Genomic DNA, 17,024 nt, shown 5'->3' on the forward strand with positions numbered 1-17,024 from the left:
GCGGCGCGGCCCCGGGCGGCCTCGAGCCGGCCGACACGTGCGCGGTCCGGCCCCGCCAGGCTCCGGTTCCGCCGCAAAAAAAGTTAATTATTTCAAGGTCGTTCGGCGCTGTGGATGGAAAGTGTCAAAAAAATGCAGTGAACGACGGAATTTCTGTTGCGCCCGGGACCATCCCGAGGCTAGGGTTCGTCCCAAGAAAAAGGGCCGCGTTCACACGCAGCCCAAGTCTAGGGAGGAAACGCCCAAGGAGGGCATGCAGCATCTCTGCTGCACTGCAAAATCTAGTGCAGTTGGCCGAGCGCCGCAATAGCAAGACGGCAACACTGGTTGCCTTTTTTTATGCCCTGCATATTGGTGTTTCCGCACGGTATCGCGTCGACCGTGCCTAGCGTATGCGAATATGGCGCAGACGTAGCCGATGGTGGCCATGGTGAGGCCGCTCGGCGCGTCGTCGCCAGCCATATCGGCGAATGAGTCAAGCCAGTGGGAGGCGTGGGCTTGGCGGCGGCATCTCCCACCTCGTGCGCGAGTCGAAAAGCGCCGGAGCGTGAGAAAAAGTTGTTGCGGCCGCATCCATCTGGGCTACGGTGCCCGGCAAACAAAAAAGGCCGCGCATAGCGCAGCCCAAGTCTAGGGAGGAAACGCCCAAGGAGGGCGGCGCAGCATCGCTGCTGCGACTGCGAAAACATAGGGTGGACGGCGGTCGGCCGCAAGGCGAAAAGGGCAGCTCGGGCTGCCCTTTTTTGCGTCGTCTAGCCTTCGCATGCAGAGGTGATATTGCACCCGATTGATCCGGCCGTAGCCTTGGGCATGCTGGCCGCCACGAACTTGGATCCGTAACTTTTCCGATCGGGAGGCGTCGCGGATGCGGTAATCGGGGTTCTGGAGATGCACGAGAGCTCGAGCGAAGCCGGCCCCCGGCCCACGGGCAGCAACGCGCAGAGCGACGGAGCTCGTCCGCTGGTCCGACATTTGGATGCGACCGAAACGATGCACATGACCTATTCGCTTGGCGCAGCTCCGGTGCGGGACGAAAGCCTGCACCGGGCGATCCGCGGCGCCGCGGCCTGGATGTCGGACCCGCGCGTGTTGATCGGGCTCACGCGGCGTGTGCTCGCCGGCCGGCCGGACGAGGCCACCCGCCTCGTGGAGGACGCGTTGCGCCAGCACGGCCTAGCCGACCACCTCGTCGCCTCCGCCATATGGCTCGGCAAACCGAGGGCGGTGCTCGGGCTGGCCCGCCGGGTGACGCTCGCGGGGAGGCAGGCGACGGAGGGGTATGTCGTCATCGCGCTGGAGCGCTCGCTTCGAACGCCCGATGCCGCCACCGGCCCGGGCACGGCGCCGCAGCTGGGCGTCGCGGCGGACACGGTCGACGAGCGTTCGCACAAGGGAGGCACGACAGCCAAGGACGCGGCTCTATGCGCGGAGCAGCGCGCCACGATCGACGGGCTCACGAGACAGCTCGCCGCACTGCAGACACGCTTCACGGCCCTGGAGGAGGCCAAGCTCGCCGATGAAAAGGCGCTGCTGGAGGCTGACTTGACGATCGCTCGCCTGCGCGGTGCGATCCGGTAAGGTGCGCCGAATGCCATCCGATCGGATGGACATGCTCCGACTTTTTGGATCTGGAGCGCGTGTGTCCGATCGGGTGATTCCACCGGTCGGCCAGCGCTCCTGCGGAGCGGCGAGCGAGGATATCCATGGGTGCTGACGGCCGCATTGCCATTGTTACGCCGGCTGTCGTCGACACGGCGGAGGGCGACGACATCGACATCGCCTGCTCCCACTACGCCCGCACCTTGGCCGACGCCGGGCATCGTGTGGAGATCGTGTTCGCGACGGAGATCGGCCGGCAGAAGCAGGACTATTGGGCCGCCTGCTGTGCCGGGCGCTCGATCACACTGGTCAATCCGGGTGGTCTTGAGCCGTCCGCCGTGCCGATCCAGGGAGCGCGGTGGTACACCGAGCGTGCGCTGGGCGTTCTTGAGCTGCTGCGGACCAGGGACTACGACTACATCATCTTTCAGGATTGGCAGGCCAACGGATTCTGGTCGGTCCGCGCCCGCGCCATGGGCGTGGCGTTCGGCCGCACGCCTGTCGCCGTCATCGCGCATGCGCCCAACCAGTGGCAAAATGCCGCTTTGCGCACGTTCGGCTCGAGCCCGCTCGAGGAGGGCGGCCTCAATTGGGCGGAGAAGCAGCAGATCGCCGACGCCGACTGCCTGATCGGCCCCAGCCGATACATGGTGCAGTGGTTGCGCGAGCGCGGTTATGCGCTGCCCGCCGCGGTTGCGATCTGCCCGTACACGTTCGAGGGGCAGGTGTCGTCCGGCCGGCCGGAGGCCGTCGACCGCAGCCATCTGATCTACTACGGCCGCCTGGACGCGAGAGGGGGGCTGCATCTTCTGGGCGGCGCGCTGCGCCGGCTCAAGGAGACGGGGGTCTGGCTGCCGGCCAAGGTCTCCGTGCTCGCTCGCCCCGCTGCGGCCGGGCCTTCGCTTGAGGATCTCGACGCGCTCAAGGCAGCCCTGGCGCCTGTCGAGTTCCACATCGATACCGACGTGGACCGCGACCGCGCAGCGGACTACATCCGCCGCGCCAACGGCGTCGTCGTCATTCCATCCGCCTTCGAAAACTGTCCGCTGGCGGTCATCGACGCCATCACCGGCGGCGCGTGCTTCATCGCCGCGGAGGCGGGCGGCATCCCGGAGATGGTGGACCCGCGTGTCTGCTTTCCCGCAACCGTCCAGGGGCTGGAGCGCAAGCTGTCCCAGCTGGATGCGATCGATTTCGGGCAGCTCCGCCATGGCTACGACCCGGCGGCGGCCCGTGCCGCCTGGCTGGCGCACGTGGAGGAGCGCGTCGCGCAGGCGCGCTCCCGCCCGCCGGCGCCCGTCCAGGTGCTGCGGGAGGCACTCCCACCCATCTCCGTCTGCATGCCCTTCTACCGCCATGACCGCTATATCGAGCGGGTGATCGGAAGCTTCCTGCGCATGGGCCTGCCTCAGCTCCAGCTCGTGGTCGTCAACGACGGCACGCCGGCGGCCGAGCGGCCACATTTCGATCGGCTCAAGGCCGAGCTCGAGCCTTATGGCCACGTCTTCCACAGCCAGTCCAATGGCGGCGCCGGCGTCGCCCGCAACACTGCCACCTCGCTCGCTCGCAACGATCTGCTGCTCAACTTCGACGCCGACAATGTCCCCTTTAGCGACATGGTCGAGCGCTTGTGGGGGGCCATGGAGCACAGCCGCGCCGATATCGTCGCGGCACCGTTCGTCGCCATGGAGCCGATGGCCCGGCGCCCGACGCTCGCCGACGCGACTCTGGCGCGCTATCAGCCACAGGGCGGGCCGGTCATGCTCGGCTTGATCGACAACATCCTGGCAGATACCTGCGCGCTCGTGCGGCGGAACGTGTTCGACGCGCTGGGAGGTTTCGTCGAGCAGCGCGAGAGCCTGGAGGATTGGGACTTCTTCTTGCGCGCCACTGCGGCCGGCTTCCGGCATCTCGTCCATCCCGATCCGCTGTTCTACTACACGGCGGATGGGCGGGGCCGCCTGCATCAGCAGATCCGCGAATATGAGAACCGCAGCAACCTGCTGTCCCGCCTCGACCAGATGCCCACGGGCGTCGCCGCGGAAACGGCGCGGACGCTGGTCCTCGAATTCCTCGTGTCGCACCGCTACGTGTGAGGCCCGGGCCGCGATTTGTCCGGGCGGCCGGCGGTGGCTTATACCGGTCGTGCTGAACGGGTCGCCTACGGGCGAGGCCGCGCGAGCGGCGGCCATCCGGCCGTCGGTGCTCGCGAGGCCATCATCGAAGGACAACGGCACGATGCGATATCTTCACACGATGGTGCGGGTGACGGACGTCGAGGCCTCGCTGGATTTCTATTGCCGAAAGCTGGGCCTGGTCGAGACCCGACGGATCGACAACGACAAGGGCCGCTTCACCCTGATCTTCCTGGCCGCTCCCAAGGACGAGGGGCGCGCCGAGCATGAGCGGTCGCCGGAGCTCGAGCTGACGTACAACTGGGACCCGGAGGCCTATACCGGCGGGCGCAACTTCGGCCATCTTGCCTACCGGGTCGACGATATCTACGCGGTCTGCGATCGCCTGATGAAAGCAGGGGTGACGATCAATCGGCCGCCGCGCGACGGCAACATGGCGTTCGTCCGCTCTCCCGACGGCATCTCCATCGAGCTGCTGCAGGAGGGGGAGCCGAAGGCGCCGGCGGAGCCGTGGGTGTCGATGCCGAACACCGGCACCTGGTGAGCCTATGAAGGCGGGCCGTGGTCGTCCGGCCGCGCCATACCGGGCCGACGGCGGTGGCGCCGCCGCCTCGGTTCTGTGCGTCGGCATCACGACTCTCGATTTCATCTACGCCCTCGACGAACTGCCGACCCTGGCCGAGAAGCACCGCGCCCGCGATCTGGTGATCGCCAGCGGCGGCGTTGCCGCCAATGCGGCGGTCGCCATCGCGCGGCTGGGCGGACAGGCGATCCTGGCGAGCCGTCTGGGCGACGACGCGACGGCCGTCGAGATCCTCGATGCGCTGCACGCGGAGGACGTCGATTGCGGCTATGTGCGCGGCTTTCCGGGTGCGCGGTCGCCGGTCTCCACCATCCTGGTCGACCGCCGTGGCGAGCGGCTGCTGGTGAGCTACCGCGACGATCGTTATCCGACCGATCCAAGCTGGCTGCCGGACGAGCTGCCCGACGGGGTCGACGCCGTCCTGGGCGATACCCGCTGGGAGGACGCAGCCGTCAAGCTGTTTGCCGCGGCACGCCGAGCCGGCAAGCCGGCGGTGCTCGATGGCGATCGCGCCCCGCGCCACCCGGAGATCGTCGATCTGGCGACGCATGTCGCCTTCAGCGAGCAGGGCTTGCGCGAGTTCACCGGCACCGCCGATCCCCAGGCCGGTCTCGCCAGCCTGCGCGGGCGCGAGCGGACCTGGTTTGCGGTGACCGTCGGCGCCGACGGCGTTTTCTTCCTCGAGGACGGCAAGGTCGCACACACGCCCGCATTTCCCGTCGAGGCGGTGGATACGCTGGCGGCTGGCGACGTGTGGCACGGCGCCTTCGCGCTGGCGTTGGCCGAGCGCCAAAGCGAGCGCCAGGCGATCCGCTTCGCATCGGCGGCGTCGGCCATCAAATGCCTGACCTTCGGCGGACACAAGGGCGCCCCTCGCCGCCGCCAAGTGGAGGACTTTCTGTCCGCCGCCATCGCGTCCTAGCGCATGATCCCAAAAAGTGGATGCCGGTTTTTGGAAAAGATCATGCTCAAATAATGACTTAGAGCGAGATGATGGCTCGAAGAGAAATCATCCCGCTCTAGCTCGGCGCGGCGGGCGCGTCGATGCCGATCGCCGCGCCGATCAGCACCAGGCACGGGCCGCGCGGCTGTGCCGCGGCGACGAGGCCGACGATGGTGTCGAGACGCCCGCGCAGGATGCGCTCGTCCGGCCAGGTGGCCCGCTCCACGACCGCCACCGGCGTCGTCGGCGCCAGGCCGGCGCCGAGAACGCGGGCGACAAATTCGGGCAGCGTCTTTACCCCCATGTAGACCGCCGTCGTCGCCGCCGCATCGGCGATGGCCCGCCAGTCGAGGTCCTCCGGCAGCTGTCCGTTGCGCGCATGGCTGGTCACGAACTGGACTCGTCGGGCGGCGTCGCGGTGGGTCAGCGAGGCGCTGAGGCTCGCGGCGGCGCCGCTGGCCGCAGTCACGCCTGGAACCACCTCGACCGGAATGCCCGCGGCCCGCAGGGTCGCCATTTCCTCGCCGGCTCGCCCGAAGATCATCGGATCGCCGCCCTTGAGCCGCACCACCCTGAGCCCGTCGCTCGCCAGCGTGACGAGCATGCCGTTGATGTCGTCCTGGGTGCACGACGGCTTGTGGCCGCGCTTGCCGACGTGCACGAGCCGCGCCTCCCGCCGCGCGAAATCCAGGACGCCGCGTTGGATCAGGTCGTCGAAGAGCACGACGTCCGCCGACTGGAGATAGCGCACGGCCTTGAGCGTCAGGAGTTCCGGATCGCCCGGGCCGGCGCCGATCAGCGCCACCGAGCCGGTGCGGCCGCTCCGCTGGGCGTCGTCGCTCTGTTCGAGACCGGCGAACAGGCGCTGCCGCTCCGCATCGCTGGGCTCCAGCGTGGGGTTGGCCAGCGCATGGGCGGTAAAGCGCTCCCAGAACAGCCGGCGGGCGCGGAACGGCAGCTCGCGCGCCTGGACGGCCGGGCGCCAGGCGCGCGCCGCCTCGGCCCATCGCTTGAAGCCCTGCGGCAGCTGGGTCTCGATGCGGGCGCGGATGGCTTGCCCGAACACCGGCGCCGCCCCGTCGGTCGAAATGCCGACGACGAGCGGCGAGCGGTTGACGATCGAGCCGAACTGGAAGTCGCAGAGCGCCGGCCGATCGACGCAATTGACGGGAACACCTGCGTCCCGCGCCGCCGCCCAAAAGGCTTGGGCATCCTCCTCATGCTCGAAGTCGCCGACCGCCAGGGCGGCGCCGCGCAAATCGGCCGGCTGCCATGGGCGCTCATGCAGGAGGATGGGCCCGTCCGCGGGACGGGCGACGACATCCCGCAGCTCGCGGCTGGGGGAGGGGGCGAAGAGATGGGTCGTCGCGCCAGCGGCAGACAGGAGCTCCGCCTTCCACGCCGTGCCGGCGTTAGCGCCGGCCAGCACGACCGGGCGCCCGCGCAGCTTGAAGAACGCAGGCAGCGTCGCCAGGGGCTCGAGCCGTTCGCGGGGACGCTCCTCCGGCTTGCGGGATGATGGTGTCGGTACGCTCATCGTGGTGCGAACTTCACTCCGGCGGCTGGAGCGCTTCGCGGGTGGACTCACCCAATCGCGAAGCACTCCAGTTTCAAAAGGTTATGAGCATTTCTCTGCCATTGGATGGTCCCATCCAATGGCGAAATGCTCCAGGGCATGTCCCGATCGGCCGAGATCATCCGATCGCATCGAGAATGCTCCAAGTTTCTGAATCTGGGGCGCTTCTTTTGCGATAGGGTGAGCCTGCCCGATCGCGAGACGCTCCAGGGCCACTTGCTTTGCGGTTTCCCTGCCCGTTGCGACCGGGTACGTCTACAGGGTTCGTCGTTTGCAGGATTCTGCGTCCAGGATTCGAAGTGCAGGATTCGAGCCGCAAACGCATCGGCTACGGAGATAGCGTCATGCGTATATCGATGTGGGCAGGCATTGCCGCCATCGCGCTGTTCGGGACGACGGCGCTGGCCCAGGCCCCTCAGACGACTCCGGCGCCCGCCAAGCCCGCGGTCTCGACCGCGGCTCCGGCGAAGCCCGCCGCAGCGTCCACGACGCCGGCTGCTGCCCCGGCTGCCGCTTTGCTCGATATCAACTCGGCGTCCAAGGACGAGCTCGACAAGCTCAAGGGCATCGGCGAAGCGCGTGCCGAAGCGATCATCAAGGGCCGGCCCTACAAGGGCAAGGACGATCTGGTGCGCAAGAAGATCATCCCTCAGAACGTCTACGACGACATCAAGGACAAGATCATCGCCAAACAGTCCTGACCGGCGGCGGCCTCGCTGGGCTGCCCGCGCCACGGCGAGACGCGGCCGCCTGCTGCCAGCAGCGCGCCGCGCGATGCACGACGTGCTGCGGACGACGACCAGCGTGCGCCTGGCGAGAGCAGCCCTGGGTTCATCCGGCGAGCAGCGCCTTGTGGGCGTCACGCAGCAGGTTCTTCTGCACCTTGCCCATGGTGTTGCGCGGCAGGTCGTCGACGAACAGGATGCGCTTAGGCAGCTTGAACTTGGCCAGCCGGTCGCCGATAGCGGCCAGCACGGCCGCTTCGTCGAGGGCCGGATCGCGAGCGACCACCACGGCGACCACGCCCTCGCCGAAGTCGGGGTGCGGCACGCCGATGACGGCGCTTTCGACGACGCCCGGGATGGCGTCGATCTCGCCCTCGATCTCCTTGGGATAGACGTTGAAGCCGCCGCTGATGATCAGATCCTTGCCGCGGCCGACGATGCTGACGTAGCCGTCGGCATCGATCACGCCGAGGTCGCCGGTGATGAAGAAGCCGTTCGGGCGGAATTCGGCCGCCGTCTTCTCCGGCATGCGCCAGTAGCCCTTGAACACGTTGGGGCCCTTGACCTCGATCACGCCGATGTCCCCCTGGGGCACCTCCTTGCCGCTGTCGGGCTCGACGACGCGCAGCGCGACGCCCGGGAGCGGGAAGCCCACGGTTCCGGCGATGCGGGCGCCGTCGTAAGGGTTTGAGGTGTTCATGTTGGTTTCGGTCATGCCGTAGCGCTCGAGGATGGCGTGGCCGGTGCGCTCCTGCCAGGCGCGGTGGGTGTCCGCCAGCAGCGGCGCCGAGCCCGACACGAACAGGCGCATGCGCGCAGTGGTGCTGCGGTCGAGCGCGGGATGCTGAAGCAGGCGCGTATAGAACGTGGGCACCCCCATCATTGTGGTGGCGCGCGGCATGACGCGCATGACCTCGTCGGCGTCGAAGCGGGGGAGGAAGATCATCGCGCCGCCGGCGAACAGCGTGACGTTGGTGGCCACGAACAGCCCATGCGTGTGGTAGATGGGCAGTGCGTGGATCAGCACGTCGTCGGCCGTGAAGCGCCAATAGTCCCTGAGCGTCAGCGAGTTGGACGCCAGATTGTCGTGCGACAGCATCGCCCCCTTGGAGCGGCCGGTGGTGCCGGAGGTGTAGAGGATCGCGGCCAGGTCGTCGTCGTCCCGCGCGACAGTGTCGAACGTCTCGGCCATGCCGGCGGCGGCCTCCACGAGGGAGCCGTTGCCGCCAGCGTCGAGCGTCTCGACGCCGGCGCCGACCGCCCGCGCGATCTCCGCCACGCCGTCGCGCTTGGCTGGATCGCAGACGACGAGCTTGGGCTCGGCGTCGCCGATGAAATAGCCGAGCTCGGCCAGGGTGTAGGCGGTGTTGAGCGGCAGATAGATGGCGCCGGCCCGCACGCAGGCGAGGTAGAGGACGAGCGCCGGGATCGATTTGTCCACCTGCACCGCCACGCGGTCGCCGACGGCGACGCCGCGGGCGTTCAGCACGTGGGCCAGGCGCGCCGACAGGCGGCCGAGATCCGCATAGCTGAAAGTCCGCCCGTCGGCGGTCTCGATGGCGCGGCGTGCCGGGTCGGCGACGCCGGCCATCAGCCGGTCATAAAGGTTCCTGCTCATTTGGCGGGCACGAGCTCGCGTGCCGCGGCCAGATTGCCGCGCAGCAGCTTCCGCACGGAGCTGGAGGCCGCCACCTCGCTTTTTTCGGCGAAAGCCTCGTGGTTCTTCTCGATCTCGTCGAGCGCGTAGAGATAGTTCACCATGAATCCGTAAGCTTGTTTCATGCCTTTGGGGGATGTGTCGCCGAGGAAATTGATGCTTTCGAGCCGCGCGCCGTTGCCCAGGTGGAAGCGGGCGACGGGGTCGACCGGACGGCCGCTCGAGGTCTTGGCGCGCAGGAAATAGTAGGCCGCCGCCTGCTGCAGCACCTTCTTCACCGCCTCCGTGCGCGCCGGGTCCGTCTGCCATCCCTCCACGTCGAGCCCCTCGAGGGCGCCCTTGGCGGCATCGTCGAGGCAGACCGAAGCGTCCGCCTTGCGCTCGCGGTTGAGCCAGGCGGCGAAGCCGGGCACCGGCGAGAGCGTCACGAACGTCTTCAGGTTCGGCAGCTCGCGCTTCAGGTCTTCCACCACCTGCTTGATCAGGAAGTTGCCGAACGAGACGCCGCCGAGGCCGCGCTGCGTGTTCGAGATGGAATAGAACACGGCGGTGGTCGCCTCGTCCGCCGGAATAGGTGTGCGGCCGAGGTCGAGCAGCGGCGCGATGGCGTCCGGGATCTGCGTCGTGAGCGCCACCTCGACGAAGATCAGAGGCTCATCGACCAGCTGCGGATGGAAAAAGCCGAAACAGCGGCGGTCCGGCGGCTCCAGCCGGTTGCGCAGGTCGTTCCAGTCGCGGATCTCGTGGACAGCCTCGTACTTGATGATCTTCTCGAGAATGTTGGCCGGCGTGGTCCAGTCGATATGGCGCAACACGAGGAACCCCCGATTGAACCAGGAGGAGAACAGCTGAACGAAATCCAGGTCGACGGCCTTGAGGTCCGGCCGCGCCGGCAGATGGTCGAGCAGTTCCTCGCGCATGCGGACGAGCGCGGCGGTGCCTCCCGGCGCCAGGTTGAGCCGGCGCATCAGCTCTTGGCGCCGGGCCTCGGTGGCGCTGTGCAGCTCCTGCACGGCGGCCGGGCTCGGGTCGGACTGCACGGCCTTCAGCGCCCGGTCGACGCGCTCCAGGTCGGGGCCGAAGCGGTCCGCGAGCGCCGTCAGGAACGACAGCCGCGCCGACAGCTTGGCCGAGGTGAAATTTTCGACGATGGCGCCGGCGAGCGCCACGCCCGAGGCTTCGCCACGGCGCGACAGCAGATGCTGGCCGAGCTCGACCAGGTCGCCGCCCCGGATGCTCTCGCGCTGACGGCCGAGCAGCGAGCGCCCCCGCTCGGAGAGCGTCGCGAGCAGCTCGTTCAGAAATGACGTCGCCATCGTGTCTCCGTTGGTGAGCTGCAAAAGCCCGATGCGTGACCATGGGCTATTCAGTACAACGTCTGGCCCGCAGGCAAGAGCCGCAGCCGCGCGCTGGAGCGGCAGCTGCGACGGACAAGGAGCTGCCGCTCCAGCGCCCTGTTTCAGCATCGGATTGTCCGTGCTCCCTGGATCTAAGGTCCGCCGCACCTTTTGGCTACGGCCGAGGCTCCCGTCGGGGCTCATCCGGCGCTGCGGCGGAGCTGAATGTCGCGCCACAGCCGGCGGGTGGTTGACCCGCCCGGCAGCCCCTTCCTATGTGACCGGAGCGATGACCGTATTCGCCTCGAATCGATTCGCCTCGACAAGCCTCCTGTCGCCGGGCTGCACCGCCGAGGGCCGGCCATGATCGTGAACAGCGATCGGGCGTGGGTCGAAGGCGGCGACGCCATGCTCGACGGCATCTCCCACGAGCTCGTCCAGGCGGAGACCGTGCAGGGCATCAGCCGTCACGGACGCCTGGTGGCGGCCTTCATCGAGGCGGCGGCCCTGGCGCGGGGGCTGGCCGACGCCGGCCATTGGCGGCAGCCCGCGATCGAACGATCCGCGCAGCAGGATGCGGCGATGGCGCTGCTGATGCGGCTGGCCCGTGCCGTCTGCCGCTCCTGGGCGAGCTGCTTCACGGACATCGACCTGGACGTGACGCCCGAGCTTCGCCGACTGCGGGCGCTCCATCTGCCCGGCGCGCTGGTGAGCTGGGATGCGGATGGATTTTCCCATCATCGCATCTATCCGGAGGCCCATTGGCAGGCGGCTGCCGATTTTGCCGCTTCGCTGCGGGGCCGTATCGAACCGGAGCAGGTCGTCGTCGTCGGCATCGGCGGGGTCGGCACGGGGCTCGCCGCCATCGTAGCCGCGGCGCTCGGCGCGCCGCCGCCGTTCGTGGTCGCACCCGCACCGTCGGACCTGGATCCGGTGCTGCCGTCCAGCCTCGTTCGAGCGGCGACCGTGGACCGCCGCGCCGTCGCCATCGTCGACGGTGGCCGGCCCTTCGACGACACGGCGCTGCGCCGCGTCGCCGCAGCCTTGATCGAGGCGGGCGTCGGCGTCGACCGCGTCCACCTGTTCCCGACGGAATTCCCGTCCGGCCGCTCGTCCCGGCCGCAGGGCGCCGACGGCAACCCCGACGAGACGGGCCGTAGTCGATTGTGCGAGGCCCTGCCGTGCCACGCCGTCGAGACGGAACGGCTGCTGCTGCATGCGCCGGACCCACGCCGCCGGCTGTCGGCCTGGGTCACCGACCTGACCGGCCCGCTTACGGCTCCGCTCGAGGACCTTTCCTACGGCCGCTGGCGGGAGCGCCGATTCCATATCCCGGCCGACTGGCCGCCGGCCAATCCCGGCCATGAGCAGCTCAAGTTTCTTGCCGAGAGCGCGACCGGGCCTTGGCTCATCAAGTTCGTCGGCCTCGGCAGCGAAGGCCCGCGCAAGGCCGCCTTAGCCGAAGCGTTGGCGGAGGCAGGCTTCACGCCGGCCGTCGCGGGCTTCCGGCACGGTTTCCTGGTCGAGCGGTGGGTCGAGCAGGCGAGCGCCTTGGAGCTGCCGGCGAGCGCGCGCCCCGCCTTCATCGAGCACCTCGGCCGTTACCTGGGGTTTCGCGCCCGCCACCTGCGGCTTCCCGAGGGCTTCGTCTGCACGCCGCTGGACGAACTGCTGGTGATGGCGCGCCGGAACACCGCGAGCGGCCTTGGCGAGGCGGCCGGCGAGGCGTTGTCGGCGGGGCTGCGCCGCCAGGTGGAGAAGCTCGAGCGAGCGGTGCGGCCGGCGGTGATCGACGGCCGCTTGCAGTCCTGGGAATGGCTGGTGCTGCCGGACGGCGGCCTGCTCAAGACGGATGCGGTGGATCACCATGCGGGCCGCGATCTCGTCAGCGGGCAGGATATCGCCTGGGACGTTGCTGGAGCGATTTGCGAGTTCGACCTGACGGGGCCGGAGCAGGCGCGCCTGGTCGAGGTGCTGGCGCTGACGGCGCAGATCGACGTGTCGCAGGCCCTGACGGCGTTCCTGCTGCCCTGCTATGCAGCCTACCAGCTCGGCAGGTCGGTCATGGGCGCCACCGCGGTGGCTGGTTCCGAGGACGAGAGCGTACGGATGCGGGCGCTGTCGCTGCGCTATGCGCGGCGACTGCAACGGTTGGTGCCGGCATCCGGCTCATGATTCCGCCCATCGTGCTGCGCGCCTTTCGGCTCGAGAGCGCTTCACGATCGGGCGAAGCAACATGGGATCACGCCGCTTCCATCTGCCGGCCAAGCGAGCGGTAGAGGTTCAGCAGGGCGTCCGCCCGGGTTTCGGCGGTGTAGGACCGGGCGCGGCGGCACGCCAGCTCCGCCATGCGCAGGCCCTGGCCGGGATCGCCGATCAAGGCGTCGATGGCGTGGGCGAACCCGGCATCGTCTCCGGGATGCACGAAGACGGCCGCGTCGTTCCAGGTCTCGCGAAATGTCGGCACGTCCGACAGCACGAGCGCGCAACTCATGTGGGCCGCTTCCAGCACCGGCGTGCACTCGCTCTCGCACAGCGCCGACGATACGAACACTGGTGCGGCCTCGAGCCAGCGGGCCAACTCGCCCTCCGGCATCGGGCCGAGCGACCAGAGATTGCCGAAATCGACCGCCGATCCGTCGATCTGCTCGCGTGGGCCGGCGACCATGACGGGAACCTGCGTGCGGCCGGCGGCTTGGTTCAGCACCGACGCGTTTTCGGCGAGGTCCCTGATGTGGGCGGCCGCCAGCGCGAAATCGCGCACCGGATGGGGCGGCCCGCCCGGCAGCGGCGGACGGCCGCCGCTCGGGACCACGGCTGGCAGGCGCGCCAGCTCGAAGGCCTCGGCCGTCCGTTCGGCCAGCGCCGCGGTGGGGGCAACCAGGGCCGTGGCCGCGTCGTAGCCGCGCACGGTGAGCTCGTGCCGCCAGAGGGGGAGCGGCGGCTCGGAGCCGCTGCGGCCAGCCCAGTCGACGATGGCGCAAGGGTCGCAAGCCACCACCATGGGCGCGCGGAAATGGCCGAAGCCGGCCATGAGCGGGTTGCCCAGGTGCACGATGTCGGCGTCGATGATGTTGGCGAAGCGGGCGACGGCGTGGCTTGCCGCTTCGACCTCGCTTTCGTCGGCGGCCAGCCAGTCGATCGGAGCGTTGGTCACCATCGACTTGAGGCCGGGCACGGCCTGCATCGCAGCGTCCTGTGCCGCCGTCGGTTCGGGGCCGAGAATAGCGAGTGTCGTCTCGACACCCTGGGGCGCAAGGGCCCGAGCCAGATCCAGGCTACGGGTCCAGCCGCCCCCCACGGTGTCGACGCTCATAACGATACGCAACCCAGATCCTTTCTCATGTCTTCAGGCTGGCACGGAAGCGCGGTGCGGCCGGACGGGATCTGGGACCGTGCCGAGGTCCTGGCCGCCACCTGCGCGCAAGTGCAGGGTGATCATCATCCCGGCGTGCCCATACGTAAAGGCGCTTGTGCGCTGTCGAGCGTTGCAGGGGTGGCGAGGCCCCACGACCGGAGTGCGTCTCCGGCGATCGGGCGGACCATCCGATCACAAGAGAAGCGCTCAGGATTCAAAGAGTTGGAGCCTTTCTACCCGATCGGATGAGCCCGTCTGATCGGGATATGCCGAGGCCTCGACGTGGGCGGCGGGGCTTGTTCGCGGCCCGATTTTGCCGGAACGTGACCCGCGCTTTGCAGGGCCGCGGCCGGCGGCCATGAACCGATCCCCGAGTGAACAGGCACATGAAGCTCTTTTTTTCCGACGCGCAGTTCGCCCATCGACCCACGCAATACATGGTGCACGGCCGTATCGTCGATCCGTTCGAGACGCCGGAGCGGCCGAAGGCGCTCGTGCGGGCGCTGACCGAGCTCGGCCTGGTGCTCCATGAACCTGTCGACAGCGGATTGGATGCCATCCTGTCGGTTCACCCCGACCACTATATCAACTTCCTTCAAAGCGCTTATGCCGAGTTCATCACGCTGCCCAACCATGGGCCGGAGGTGCTGACCAACGTATGGTCCTACCATAGCGCCGACGGGGACCTGAACCGGCGCGGACCGCCGCGGCCGACGGGAATCATCGGCCGCATGGGCTGGTACCTGGGTGACCTTTCGAGCGTAATCATGGCAGGCACCTGGAGCGCCGCGCTGGCGTCGGCGCAGGCCGCGAGCAGCGGCGCCGAGACGCTGCTCGCCGGCAGTCCCGCCGCCTTCGCGCTGTGCCGGCCGCCAGGCCATCATGCCTATCGGGACCGGGCCAGCGGCTTCTGCTTCCTCAACAATGCGGCCATCGCCGCCGAGACGCTGCGCCGCCTCTATGCCAGGGTCGCCATCGTCGACTTCGACACGCACCATGGCGACGGCACGCAGGCCATCTTCTACAACCGGGGTGACGTGTTCTTCGGGTCCACCCATACGGATCCTTCCGCCTACTACCCGCACTTCTACGGCTACGCCGACGAAATCGGCATCGGCGCGGGCGAGGGGGCCAACCTGAACTTGCCCCTGGCGCAGGGCTCCGGCGACGAGGCCTTCATCGACGCCAACGCGCGCCTGGCCGTGGCCGTGCAGGGATTTGGCGCCGACGCGCTGGTCATCTCCGCCGGCTGGGACGCGCACGAGGCCGATCCGCTGTCGAAGCTCAAGGTGACCACCGACGCCTATCGGCACATCGGCGAGCTGTGGGGCAAGCTCGGCCTGCCGACCTTGATCGTGCAGGAGGGCGGCTATTCGCTCTCAGCCATCGCCGAGGCGGCGCCGGCCTTCACCGCCGCCTTCCGCAGCGGCGCCGGCCTGTAGCCTGCTGCTGTCAGTCGTAGACGATGTAGGCGTGGCGTGGGTCGGCCGGCGTGCCTTCGAGGGGGCTGCCCTCGCGCGCCGGCTGCCACAGGACGACCTCGTCGATCTTGCGGGCAAGGGCGAAGTCGAAGTCGGTGATCCCCTTGGCCGAATGGGTGGAGAGCCTGACCTCGACCGTAGCATAGCTGACCACCAGGTCGGGATGGTGCCAGGCCGCCTCCGCCAGGTGGCCGATGGTGTTGACCACCATCAGCGTCCCCTTCCAGCCGGCGGTCTTGAACGTGCGGCGCAGCGTGCCGTCGACGAGGCTCCAGCGGGGCAGCTCGGCGCGAAGCCGGATTTCGATATCAGCGGCGGCGAGCGCCTGGGGTCGCGCCATCGGAATGCTCCTCACCTCATGGACCGAGGACGATGCGGTCGGCCGTCACCACCCGCGCTATGCGGGGAAAGATAGAGCGGATCGCCATCTCGTGCAGCTCCGCGGACGGACCGGCGCATGCGTCTTCTACGACGATCGTGTCGTAGCCGAGCTCCCAGGCATGGCGGCATGTGGACTCGACGCCGAAATTGGTGGCGATGCCGCCGAGCACCACGGTCTTGATACCGCGGCGCCGCAGCTGCAGGTCGAGATCGGTGCCGGTGAACGCGCCCCATTGGCGCTTCAGCACCACGACGTCGCCGGCTTGCGCGAGGCCGGGCACCAGGGCGCTCCAGGAGGCCGGCATGCCGCCGGCCGGCAGCGGCATGGGCTCGTCGACGGCCTGCGGCGGAACGTCCGCATAGTCGGCCGCGAAGCCGACGTGGACCAGCACGACCAGCGCCCCCGCTCTCCGGAACCGCCCGGCCAGCGTCGTGGCTGTCGCCACGACGGCTTCACCGGACCGCGGCGCCAAAGGACGGGACACGATGCCGTTCTGGAGGTCGATCAGGACGAGCGCCGTCGTGCGCGGATCGCATGCGGACATGGGAGACCTCATTCATGGTGCAGCGCATTGTAGAGGGTGCCCAAAGTAGGGTAGCACGCCGGCCAGAGCTCGCCGCCGCCGTTCCGGCCGGCAGCGGTATGCGCGTGGAGCAACGGGAATTGAGCGACAAGATCAAGGTGAGCCGTCTCGCCCTCTATGCCCACCACGGCTTGCATCCGGAGGAGGAGCGCCTCGGGCAGCGCTTCTACATCACCATCGTCTGCACGCTCGACCTGACGCAGGCGGGCACCAAGGACGATTGGAAGAGCACCGTCGACTACGGCGTGCTGACCCAGCGCGCCAGCGAGGTGGTGACCGGCCGCCGGTTCCGCACCATCGAGGGCCTGGCCGAGGCCATCGCCGCCGATGTGCTCCGCGCCTTCCCGCGGGTGGACGAGGTGACCGTCGAGGTGGAGAAGCCCGGCGCGCCGGTGCCGGCAATCCTCGACGGAGTGACGGTCGAAATCACGCGACGCCGGCCGTCATCGAGATGAACCGGGGCTCTGCAGCGCCTGGCGATCGGGTGGACACGCCCAATCGCAGGAGAAGCGCTCCAGATTCAAAAGGTTATGAGCATTTCTCTGCCATTGGATGATCTCATCCAATGGCGAAATGCGCGAGCCGCAAGAACTTGAATCAGCACATGAAGCAGCTGGTGAATCGTCGGCTAATCCAATCGGTTAGCCGACGATCTTGAATCGATG

Annotated in this window: 14 protein-coding genes; 8 read left to right on the top strand and 6 right to left on the bottom strand. The window is 68.4% G+C overall.

What is annotated here, in order from left to right; all coding sequences use genetic code 11:
• The first annotated feature begins 996 nt into the window (after nt 1-996).
• The 4 genes from ACZ5PO_RS24010 to ACZ5PO_RS24025 all read left to right on the top strand — a co-directional run bounded on the left by ACZ5PO_RS24010 (nt 997) and on the right by ACZ5PO_RS24025 (nt 5,239).
• The gene (locus ACZ5PO_RS24010; protein WP_464184407.1) at nt 997-1,578 is read left to right on the top strand and encodes a hypothetical protein; all 582 of its coding nucleotides are present in this window, start codon (nt 997-999) and stop codon (nt 1,576-1,578) included.
• A 125-nt stretch (nt 1,579-1,703) separates the two neighbouring features.
• On the top strand, nt 1,704-3,695 hold the full coding sequence (locus ACZ5PO_RS24015) for a glycosyltransferase (RefSeq protein ID WP_464184408.1): 1,992 nt from the start codon (nt 1,704-1,706) through the stop codon (nt 3,693-3,695).
• 142 nt (nt 3,696-3,837) lie between these two features.
• A complete protein-coding gene (locus ACZ5PO_RS24020; RefSeq protein WP_464184409.1) occupies nt 3,838-4,278 on the top strand; it encodes a VOC family protein in 441 nt (146 codons plus the stop codon).
• A 4-nt stretch (nt 4,279-4,282) separates the two neighbouring features.
• Entirely contained in the window at nt 4,283-5,239 is a 957-nt protein-coding gene (locus ACZ5PO_RS24025; protein ID WP_464184410.1) for a PfkB family carbohydrate kinase, read from the top strand.
• A gap of 97 nt (nt 5,240-5,336) precedes the next feature.
• Here ACZ5PO_RS24025 and cysG read toward each other — a convergent pair whose 3' ends face one another.
• On the bottom strand, nt 5,337-6,797 hold the full coding sequence (gene cysG / locus ACZ5PO_RS24030; protein ID WP_464184412.1) for a siroheme synthase CysG: 1,461 nt from the start codon (nt 6,795-6,797) through the stop codon (nt 5,337-5,339).
• Nucleotides 6,798-7,180: 383 nt separating this feature from the next.
• Here cysG and ACZ5PO_RS24035 point away from each other — a divergent pair, with 383 nt between their 5' ends.
• On the top strand, nt 7,181-7,537 hold the full coding sequence (locus ACZ5PO_RS24035; RefSeq protein ID WP_464184413.1) for a ComEA family DNA-binding protein: 357 nt from the start codon (nt 7,181-7,183) through the stop codon (nt 7,535-7,537).
• A 130-nt stretch (nt 7,538-7,667) separates the two neighbouring features.
• On the opposite strand, the gene ACZ5PO_RS24040 is transcribed toward ACZ5PO_RS24035, so the two are convergent.
• Nucleotides 7,668-9,179, bottom strand: a complete 1,512-nt coding sequence (locus ACZ5PO_RS24040) for a malonate--CoA ligase (RefSeq protein WP_464184414.1) — start codon at nt 9,177-9,179, stop codon at nt 7,668-7,670.
• Complete coding sequence (locus ACZ5PO_RS24045; protein WP_464184416.1) at nt 9,176-10,534, bottom strand: malonyl-CoA decarboxylase; 1,359 nt, start codon at nt 10,532-10,534, stop codon at nt 9,176-9,178. The genes ACZ5PO_RS24040 and ACZ5PO_RS24045 overlap by 4 nt, the downstream gene beginning before the upstream one ends.
• A gap of 384 nt (nt 10,535-10,918) precedes the next feature.
• Here ACZ5PO_RS24045 and ACZ5PO_RS24050 point away from each other — a divergent pair, with 384 nt between their 5' ends.
• Nucleotides 10,919-12,730: a hypothetical protein gene (locus ACZ5PO_RS24050; RefSeq protein WP_464184417.1), complete on the top strand. Its 1,812-nt coding sequence runs from the start codon at nt 10,919-10,921 to the stop codon at nt 12,728-12,730.
• Nucleotides 12,731-12,797: 67 nt separating this feature from the next.
• Here the strand turns inward: ACZ5PO_RS24050 and ACZ5PO_RS24055 are convergent, their stop codons facing one another.
• The gene (locus ACZ5PO_RS24055; protein WP_464184418.1) at nt 12,798-13,883 is read right to left on the bottom strand and encodes a glycosyltransferase family 4 protein; all 1,086 of its coding nucleotides are present in this window, start codon (nt 13,881-13,883) and stop codon (nt 12,798-12,800) included.
• 416 nt (nt 13,884-14,299) lie between these two features.
• On the opposite strand from ACZ5PO_RS24055, the gene ACZ5PO_RS24060 reads away from it, so the two are divergent.
• Nucleotides 14,300-15,355, top strand: coding sequence for a histone deacetylase family protein (locus ACZ5PO_RS24060; protein WP_464184419.1), 1,056 nt, complete (start codon nt 14,300-14,302; stop codon nt 15,353-15,355).
• A 10-nt stretch (nt 15,356-15,365) separates the two neighbouring features.
• Here ACZ5PO_RS24060 and ACZ5PO_RS24065 read toward each other — a convergent pair whose 3' ends face one another.
• Together ACZ5PO_RS24065 and ACZ5PO_RS24070 are read right to left on the bottom strand one after the other, a co-directional pair.
• On the bottom strand, nt 15,366-15,734 hold the full coding sequence (locus tag ACZ5PO_RS24065; RefSeq protein WP_464184420.1) for a 4a-hydroxytetrahydrobiopterin dehydratase: 369 nt from the start codon (nt 15,732-15,734) through the stop codon (nt 15,366-15,368).
• A 16-nt stretch (nt 15,735-15,750) separates the two neighbouring features.
• Nucleotides 15,751-16,320 (bottom strand): hydrolase, encoded by a 570-nt coding sequence (locus ACZ5PO_RS24070; RefSeq protein WP_464184421.1) that lies wholly within the window; start codon nt 16,318-16,320, stop codon nt 15,751-15,753.
• Between the two features lie 119 nt (nt 16,321-16,439).
• On the opposite strand from ACZ5PO_RS24070, the gene folB reads away from it, so the two are divergent.
• Entirely contained in the window at nt 16,440-16,814 is a 375-nt protein-coding gene (folB, locus tag ACZ5PO_RS24075; RefSeq protein WP_464184422.1) for a dihydroneopterin aldolase, read from the top strand.
• The last annotated feature ends 210 nt before the right edge of the window (nt 16,815-17,024 follow it).

The sequence above is a fragment of the Chelatococcus sp. KU-N122 genome (genome assembly GCF_055391085.1).